Consider the following 8,040-nt stretch of genomic DNA (forward strand, 5'->3'; position numbering starts at 1 on the left):
TTCGCGTCACCTCCGCTCACCGGCCGCGTCGATCAGGCGGTCATACCCTCGATGAGGCGCTCGACGCGGGCGTCCTGCGCGAGGAACGGGTCCTTGCACAAGACCGTGCGCTGAGCCTGGTCGTTGAGCTTGAGGTGCACCCAGTCGACGGTGAAGTCCCGACGGTTGGCCTGCGCCGCCCGGATGAAGTCGCCGCGCAGCTTGGCCCGGGTCGTCGGCGGCGGGTTGACCTTGGCCGAGAAGACCTCGGGGTCGCTGACGACCCGGGCGGCCCGGCCGCGCCGCTGGAGCAGGTAGAACAGCCCCCTGCTGCGATCGATATCGTGGTAGGCGAGGTCGATCTGGGCCAGCCGGGGGTGCTCGAGGGGCAGTCCGTTGCGGGTCGCGTAGTCGTCGAGCAACCGGTACTTGATGACCCAGTCGATCTCGGTGTCGACGAGGCTGAGGTCGTCGCTCTCCACGGCCCGCAGCGTGCGCCCCCACAGCTCGAGGACTCGTTCGTGCAGCGGGTCGGTCGCGCCCTCACGCTCGAGGAACTCGCAGGCCTTGGCGTAGTACTCCCCCTGGAGCTCCAGGGCGCTCATCTGGCGGCCGTTGGCCAGGCGGACCAGCCGCCGCCCCGTGCGGTCGTGGGAGATCTCGCGGATCGCGCGGATGGGGTTCTCCAGGGTGAGGTCACGCTGGACGACACCCGCCTCGATCATCCGCAGCACCAGGTCGGCCGAGCCCACCTTGAGCATCGTCGTGGTCTCGCTCATGTTGGAGTCGCCGACGATGACGTGCAGCCGGCGGTAGTGCTCGGCGTCGGCGTGCGGTTCGTCGCGGGTGTTGATGATGGGGCGGCTGCGCGTCGTGGCCGAGGACACGCCCTCCCAGATATGGTCGGCCCGCTGGCTGACGGCATAGGTCGCGCCCTTGGAGGTGGCAACGAGCTTGCCTGCACCACAGGTGATCTGGCGGCTGATGAGGAACGGCAGCAGGGTGTCGGAGATCGAGGAGAACTCCCCGGCCCGGCGCACGAGGTAGTTCTCGTGGCAGCCGTAGGAGTTGCCCACGGAGTCGGTGTTGTTCTTGAAGACGTAGATGTCGCCGACGACGCCGTCCTCGCGCAGCCGCTGCTGGGCGTCGACGACAAGCCCTTCGACGATCCGCTCCCCCGCCTTGTCGTGGGCCACGACCTGGCGAACCGAGTCGCACTCGGCGGTGGCGTACTCGGGGTGGGAACCGACGTCGAGGTAGAGCCGCGACCCGTTGGTGAGGAAGACGTTGCTCGACCGGCCCCAGGCGACGACCTTGCGGAAGAGGTAGCGCGCCACCTCGTCGGGCGTCAGGGTGCGCTGGCCCCCGGCCGAGCAGGTGATGCCGTACTCGTTCTCGATGCCGAAGATGCGGCGCCCGCCGGGGGTGCTCACGTGGGCGTGCCGTCCTGCTCGGGGCGCTGGGTCTGTGGGTTGGTGCTCGCATCGCGCACCGAACTGGCGTCATCGGCGGCGGGGACGTCACGGGTGGGGTCCTCGCTGCTCAGCAGGCGCTCGAGCAGCGGGCCGGTGATCCGTCGGAAGGTGCGCCGCGGCCGGTGCCGGTCCAGCACGGCCACCTCGAGCTGCGACGAGCTGAGCTCACGGGCCGGACCCCCGGCCGGATCGGTGCCGAGCAGGCCGACGGCGAGGGTCAACGCCTCCGAGAGGTGCAACCCGGCGCGCCACTGCTCTCGCAGTCCGGTCTCGATCTGCTCCGCTCCCCCGCCCATGGCGACGAATCCGTGCTCGTCGGCGACGGACCCGTCGTAGGTGAGGCGGTACACCTGATCGGTGTCCGGGCTGGTGCCGACCTCGGCGACGACGATCTCGACCTCGTAGGGCTTGGACTCCTGGGTGAACACCGTGCCCAGTGTCTGCGCGTAGGCGTTGGCCAGGCCACGGGCGGTGACGTCCGAGCGGTCGTAAGAGTACCCCCGCAGGTCGGCGTACCGCACCCCGGCAACCCGCAGGTTCTCGAACTCGTTGTACTTGCCGACGGCGGCGAAGGCGATCCGGTCGTAGATCTCGGAGACCTTGTGCAGCGCCCGGCTCGGGTTCTCGGCGACGAACGCGATGCCGTTGTCGTAGGCGAGGACGATGACCGAGCGGCCGCGCGCGATGCCCTTGCGGGCGAAGTCGGCCCGGTCCTTCATGAGCTGCTCGGGCGAGACGTAGAACGGCATCCCGGCGGTCATCGGGCACCTCCGGGGTTGTTGACGCGCGCGGCGATGATCGCGTCGACGACGGGGGCGATCTCGTCGTCGAGCAGGAAGCGGGCGCCGGAGTCGTCGACGATGCCGACGGAGGGCCAGATCCGGCGGCCGACGTCCGGACCTCCCGTGGCGGAGTCGTCGTCGGCGGCGTCGTAGAGGGCCTCGACGGCGCAGCGCACCGCGTCGCCGACCGTGCCGGACCGGCGGTAGAGCTTCTTCAGGGCGCCGCGGGCGAACAGCGAGCCCGAGCCGACGCTGTGGTGGTCGTGCTCCTCGTAGCACCCGCCGGTCACGTCGTAGGAGAAGATCCGGCCGGTGCCCGCGCCGGGGTCGAAACCGGCGAACAGCGGCACCACGGCCAGACCCTGCATCGCCATGCCGAGGTTGCTGCGGATCATCGACGCGAGCCGGTTGGCCTTGCCCTCGAGGGACATCAGGGCGCCCTCGATCTTCTCGTAGTGCTCGAGCTCGACCTGGAACAGCTTGACGAGCTCGATGGCCAGCCCGGCCGTGCCGGCGATGCCGACGAGGCTGAACTCGTCGGTCGCGAAGACCTTGTCCATGTCACGGTTCGCGATGAGGTTGCCCATGGTGGCCCGGCGGTCACCGGCCATGACGACGCCCCCGTCGTAGGTCAGCGAGACGATCGTCGTTCCGTGGGGTGCCTCGATCGCGGCACCTGCGGGCAGGCCCCGTCCGGAGGGCAGCAGGCTCGGTGCGTGGGCGGACAGGAACTCGGTGAACGACGACGAACCGGGCACGAGGTATGCCGTGGGGAGGCGGCCACCGTCGGCGTCGCGGGTCACTGGCCACCCTTCTGGACGAAACCGCGCACGAACTCCTCGGCGTTGGACTCCAGCACCCCGTCGATCTCGTCGAGGATGTCGTCGATCTCGCTCGTGCTGATGACGGGTGCCGCGGTCGCCGCCTCGGGGGCGTCGTCGGGGCCGCCGTCATCGCGACGCTGTGGCTTGATCTGCTCCTGGCCGGCCATGGTGCTCCCTCGTGTGTGCGTGAGACTGGATCGAGCCTAGTCGCCCGACGCCTGGCTGCTGCGTGCCAGGGCCGCCAGCAGCGCGGCGGCGTCCGGAGCGTTGCGGACCAGATCGCCCACCCCGGCCTCGGTTCCGCGCAGCGGTTCGAGCATGGGAACCCGCTGGAGGGTGCGCTGGCCCCGGACGTCGAAGATCACCGAGTCCCAGGAGGCCGCCACGACGTCGTCCGGGAAGCGCCGCAGGCACTCACCCCGGAACCACGCCCGGGTGTCGGTGGGGGCCTGCGTGACCGCCGCGCGCACGGCATCCTCCTCGACGAGCATCTCGAGACGGCCGGTGGCGGCGAGTCGGTGCGCCAGCCCCCGGTCCGCCCGCACGTCGGACCACTGGAGGTCCACGGCCTTGAGCCGCGGGTCACCCCACCCGAGGGAGTCGCGCCCGCGGTACCCCTCGAGCACGGCGAGCTTGGCGACCCAGTCGACCTCGCGGCGGGCCTCCATGGGATCGCGCGAGAGCCGGTCGAGCACCGTGCCCCACCAGTGCATCACCTCGACGGTGTCCGGGTCGGGCTCGCCACCAGAGGTGTGCTCGACGAAGGCCGCCGCACGGTCGTGGTACTCCCACAGCAGGTCGAGGGCGGTCATCCGGCGGCCGTCGACGAGCTCGATCGTGGTCTTCAGCGTCGGGTCGTGGGACACGGCGTGCAGCGTGGCCACCGGGCGGCGCACGGAGAGGTCGGCGCCCACGGCATCCGCCTCGATCATGGCGAGCACGAGGGACGTCGTGCCCATCTTGAGCAGGTTCGCCACGTCGGCGTGGTTGGCGTCGCCGATGATGACGTGCAGGCGGCGGTAGCGGTCGGCCACCGCGTGCGGCTCGTCGCGGGTGTTGATGATCGGGCGCTTCAGGGTCGTCTCCAGGCCGACCTCGACCTCGAAGAAGTCGCTGCGCTGGGCCAGCTGGTAGCCAGCGGTACGGGAATCGACCCCGATGCCGACGCGGCCGGAACCGCACATGACCTGTCGGACGACGAAGAACGGCGTCAGGTGCCGCACGATGTTCGCGAACGGGGTGGCCCGTGACATCAGGTAGTTCTCGTGCGTGCCGTAGGACGAGCCCTTGCCGTCGGTGTTGTTCTTGTAGAGGTTGATGCCGGGCGGCATCGTCGCCAGGCGGGCGACGGCCTCGCGCATGACGAGCTCGCCGGCGCGGTCCCACGTGACGGCGTCCCGGGGAGTCGTCACCTCGGGCGAGCTGTACTCGGGGTGCGCGTGGTCGACGTACAGCCGGGCGCCGTTGGTGAGCACGACGTTCGCCAGCGTCGGGTCCTCGACGTCCGTCAGCTGGCTGGGGTGGGCGATCCCCCGCCCCATGTCGAAACCCCGCGCGTCGCGCAGCGGCGCCTCGTCGGCGTAGTCCCAGCTGGCCCTCGCCGGTCGGATGCCGCGTGAGGTCGCGTACGTCGTGACGACGTCGCCCGAGGCGACCATGGGATTGGCGCTCGGATCCCCCGGGACGACGATTCCGTACTCGGTCTCGATCCCCATCACCCTGCGCACCGTCATGGCTCGACCATACTGACCGCGTGCGCAGCTACCGCGGAGTCTCCCCCCTCATCGCCGCGGTCTCGTTCGCGGCGACCCATCGTGGCCCGCCCATCGAGGCACTGGACCACGACGGCATCCACCGGGCGCGCACCGCGGTGCGGCCCACCCATCCCCTCCTGTCGTGGGTGACGGGGCGCCCGGACCCGGCGGTCGGCATCACCTTCGGCACGGCACCTGCCCGCGACGACCACGAGATCCCGCTGCGGATCTACCGACCCCGCACCCTGCGGGACAGCCGTACCGACGTGCCGGTCATCATGTGGTTCCACGGCGGCGGCTGGGTGCTCGGCAACGTCGTCGACTACGACCCGATCTGCACCTTCCTCGCGGCGCAGGTGGGGGCGGTCGTCGTCTCGGTCGACTACCGGATGGCGCCCGAGCACCGCGCCCCGGTGGCGGTGAACGACTGCGTGGACGCCACGACCTGGGTGGGGGTGCACGGTGACGTCCTGCACGCCGACACCTCGCGCATGGCCGTGGCCGGTGACTCGGCGGGCGGCAACCTCGCGGCCGTGGTCGCCCAGGTGCTGCGCGACCACGGCGACACCAGGATTCGACACCAGGCCCTGATCTATCCTGCGACCGACGCCACGATGAGCTCACCCTCGGTGCAGCAGAACGCGCACGCGCCCATCCTCACCAGACGGTCGATGGTGACCTTTCGCGACCACTACCTCGGCCCGGGCCACGACCGGCGCGACCCGCTCGTGTCACCGCTGTTCGGTCGGCTGGACGGTCTCCCGCCCGCACTGGTGCAGACGGCCGACCTCGACCCGCTGCGCGACGACGGCATCCGGTACGCCGAGGCCCTGCAGGCAGCCGGTGTGTCGGCCCGGCTGACGAACTACCTCAAGGTTCCCCACGGCTTCGCGTCGATGCCGGGGGCGGCACCGGCGGTGGGGCGACAGCACCGGTGGGAGCTCGCAACCGAGGTGCGAAGCGCCCTGTCGGCAGCGGGCTGAGCACTAGGCTGCGCACATGCGCGAGGTCGTCGTCTTCTCCGGGTCGGCCCACGAGCCCCTGGCCCACCGCATCTGCGACGAACTCGGGGTGGAGCTGTCGCAGACGGCGCTCAGCCGGTTCAGCAACGACTGCCTCCAGGCCCAGCTGCTGGCGAACTGCCGCCAGCGCGACGTCTACATCGTCCAGCCCCTCGTGCCCCCGACGCAGGACTCGCTCATGGAGCTGCTGCTCATGATCGATGCCGCCAAGGGCGCCTCCGCGGGCATGATCACCGCGGTGATCCCCCACTACGCCTATGCCCGCAGCGACAAGAAGGACGCCTCGCGCATCTCGCTCGGAGGCCGGCTCGTGGCTGACCTGATCTCGACCGCGGGTGCCGACCGCGTGCTCACGATGAACCTGCACGCCCCGCAGGTGCACGGCTTCTTCTCCGTGCCGGTGGACCACCTCACCGCACTCGGGGTGCTCGCCGACCACTTCCGCGAGCAGGACCTCGACAACACCGTCGTCGTCTCCCCCGACCTCGGGAACGCCAAGGACGCCACCCAGTTCTCGCGGCTGCTCGGTCTGCCCGTCGCTGCCGGGTCAAAGCGCCGGCTCGGCGACGACACCGTCGTCATCGACTCCATCGTCGGCGACGTCGAGGGCAAGCGGGCCATCGTGCTCGATGACGAGATCGCCACGGGCGGCTCCATCATCGAGCTGCTCGACCGCCTGGCCGACCACGGCGTCACCGAGGCAGCCGTCGCGACGACCCACGGCCTGTTCGCCGGCCGGGCCGTCGAACGGCTGCGCGGTCACGACATGATCACCGAGGTTGTCACCACCGACACCGTGCCCGCTCCCAAGGACTGGCCGGAGCTGCGGGTGCGCTCGGTGGCCGGGCTGTTCGCCGAGGCCATCAAGCGCATCCACGAGGGCGAGTCGGTGTCGAGCCTGTTCGACGGCGTCGACCCCACGCACGCCCCGCCGCGGCAGAGCACGCTGTTCGACCGGGTGGGCTCGTGAGCCGGGCCCTGCCGGCGGTCCTCGACGTCGCTCTCGTCGTCGTCTTCGCTGCCCTCGGTCGGCGCTCGCACGCCGAGGGTCTCGACGTGCTCGGGGTGCTGCGCACCGCCGCGCCCTTCGTCGCCGGGACCGCGGCCGGCTGGTTGGTCGCCAGCCTGACCCTGGATGCCGGGCCGCGCGACCTGGCGTTCGGCGCGGTCGTGCTCGTGTGCACCGTGGTCGTGGGCATGCTGCTGCGCCGGGTCATCGGCGACGGCACTGCTGCCTCGTTCGTGATCGTCGCGACCACCGTGCTGTCGCTGATGCTCCTCGGCTGGCGACTGATTGCCCGCCTCGTCGCCTGACGGCAGGCCTGCCCCTGAGGGTCAGTGGTCAGGCACCGCGAATCACAGGTACTGGCCGGTGTTGGCGACCGTGTTGATCGACTTGCCGGGCTCGGTGCCCTCCTTGGTCTTGATGAGCGTGCGGATGTAGACGATCCGCTCACCCTTCTTGCCGGAGATGCGCGCCCAGTCGTCGGGGTTCGTCGTGTTCGGGAGGTCCTCGTTCTCGCGGAACTCGTCGGTGCACGACTGGAGCAGGTGCTCGACCCGCAGACCCCGCTGACCGGTGTCGAGGAAGTCCTTGATCGCCATCTTCTTGGCGCGGTCGACGATGTTCTGGATCATCGCGCCGGAGTTGAAGTCCTTGAAGTACAGGATCTCCTTGTCACCACCGGCGTAGGTCACCTCGAGGAAGCGGTTCTCCTCCTCCTCGGTGTACATCCGCAGCACCACGGCGTCGATCATGGCCTGCACGGTCGCCTGCTCCGAGCCGCCGTTCTGGGCGACGTCGTCGGGGTGCAGCGGCAGGGTCTCGACGAGGTACTTCGCGAAGATCTCACGGGCAGCCTCGGCGTCGGGGCGCTCGATCTTGATCTTCACGTCCAGGCGCCCCGGCCGCAGGATGGCCGGGTCGATCATGTCCTCGCGGTTCGAGGCACCGATCACGATGACGTGCTCGAGCCCTTCGACGCCGTCGATCTCGGAGAGCAGCTGCGGCACGATCGTCGTCTCGACGTCGGAGGAGACACCCGACCCGCGCGTGCGGAACAGCGATTCCATCTCGTCGAAGAACACGACGACCGGGTAGCCCTCGTTGGACTTCTCGCGGGCCCGCTGGAAGATCAGCCGGATGTGCCGCTCGGTCTCGCCGACGTACTTGTTGAGCAGCTCGGGGCCCTTGATGTTGAGGA

General features: G+C 70.1%; 9 protein-coding genes. 3 read left to right on the plus strand and 6 right to left on the minus strand.

The window, feature by feature from the left end; translation table 11 throughout:
* Positions 1–32: 32 nt before the first annotated feature.
* From pafA to dop, 5 genes are read right to left on the minus strand one after another with little or no spacing between them, the layout of a single operon-like run.
* Positions 33–1,412, minus strand: a complete 1,380-nt coding sequence (pafA, locus tag PLL68_RS04570; protein WP_324532064.1) for a Pup--protein ligase — start codon at positions 1,410–1,412, stop codon at positions 33–35.
* Positions 1,409–2,215, minus strand: a complete 807-nt coding sequence (gene prcA / locus PLL68_RS04575) for a proteasome subunit alpha (protein WP_324532066.1) — start codon at positions 2,213–2,215, stop codon at positions 1,409–1,411. Before prcA ends, pafA begins: the two co-directional genes overlap by 4 nt.
* Positions 2,212–3,039 carry a proteasome subunit beta gene (prcB, locus tag PLL68_RS04580; protein WP_324532068.1) on the minus strand — a complete coding sequence of 276 codons (828 nt, stop codon included), beginning with the start codon at positions 3,037–3,039 and terminating at the stop codon, positions 2,212–2,214. The genes prcA and prcB overlap by 4 nt, the downstream gene beginning before the upstream one ends.
* On the minus strand, positions 3,036–3,227 hold the full coding sequence (locus PLL68_RS04585) for a ubiquitin-like protein Pup (RefSeq protein ID WP_324532070.1): 192 nt from the start codon (positions 3,225–3,227) through the stop codon (positions 3,036–3,038). Before PLL68_RS04585 ends, prcB begins: the two co-directional genes overlap by 4 nt.
* A gap of 36 nt (positions 3,228–3,263) precedes the next feature.
* The gene (gene dop, locus PLL68_RS04590) at positions 3,264–4,793 is read right to left on the minus strand and encodes a depupylase/deamidase Dop (protein WP_324532072.1); all 1,530 of its coding nucleotides are present in this window, start codon (positions 4,791–4,793) and stop codon (positions 3,264–3,266) included.
* 20 nt (positions 4,794–4,813) lie between these two features.
* On the opposite strand from dop, the gene PLL68_RS04595 reads away from it, so the two are divergent.
* Genes PLL68_RS04595 through PLL68_RS04605 form a run of 3 tightly spaced genes read left to right on the plus strand, consistent with a single transcriptional unit; the run spans position 4,814 to position 7,150 of the window.
* Entirely contained in the window at positions 4,814–5,797 is a 984-nt protein-coding gene (locus tag PLL68_RS04595) for an alpha/beta hydrolase (RefSeq protein ID WP_324532074.1), read from the plus strand.
* Between the two features lie 16 nt (positions 5,798–5,813).
* Positions 5,814–6,806 (plus strand): ribose-phosphate diphosphokinase, encoded by a 993-nt coding sequence (locus PLL68_RS04600; RefSeq protein WP_324532076.1) that lies wholly within the window; start codon positions 5,814–5,816, stop codon positions 6,804–6,806.
* Positions 6,803–7,150 carry a DUF3054 domain-containing protein gene (locus PLL68_RS04605; RefSeq protein ID WP_324532078.1) on the plus strand — a complete coding sequence of 116 codons (348 nt, stop codon included), beginning with the start codon at positions 6,803–6,805 and terminating at the stop codon, positions 7,148–7,150. Before PLL68_RS04600 ends, PLL68_RS04605 begins: the two co-directional genes overlap by 4 nt.
* A gap of 42 nt (positions 7,151–7,192) precedes the next feature.
* Here PLL68_RS04605 and PLL68_RS04610 read toward each other — a convergent pair.
* On the minus strand, positions 7,193–8,040 hold an 848-nt coding region (locus tag PLL68_RS04610; protein WP_324532080.1), incomplete at its 5' end, for an AAA family ATPase.

It is taken from the genome of Ornithinibacter sp., from assembly GCF_035443565.1.
Taxonomy (GTDB): domain Bacteria; phylum Actinomycetota; class Actinomycetes; order Actinomycetales; family Dermatophilaceae; genus Fodinibacter.

Coding starts and splice junctions, on each gene's coding strand:
- prcA (WP_324532066.1), bottom strand. CDS start 2,215: ATGACCGCCGGGATGCCGTTCTACGTCTCGCCCGAGCAGCTCATGAAG.
- PLL68_RS04585 (WP_324532070.1), bottom strand. CDS start 3,227: ATGGCCGGCCAGGAGCAGATCAAGCCACAGCGTCGCGATGACGGCGGC.
- dop (WP_324532072.1), bottom strand. CDS start 4,793: ATGACGGTGCGCAGGGTGATGGGGATCGAGACCGAGTACGGAATCGTC.
- PLL68_RS04600 (WP_324532076.1), top strand. CDS start 5,814: ATGCGCGAGGTCGTCGTCTTCTCCGGGTCGGCCCACGAGCCCCTGGCC.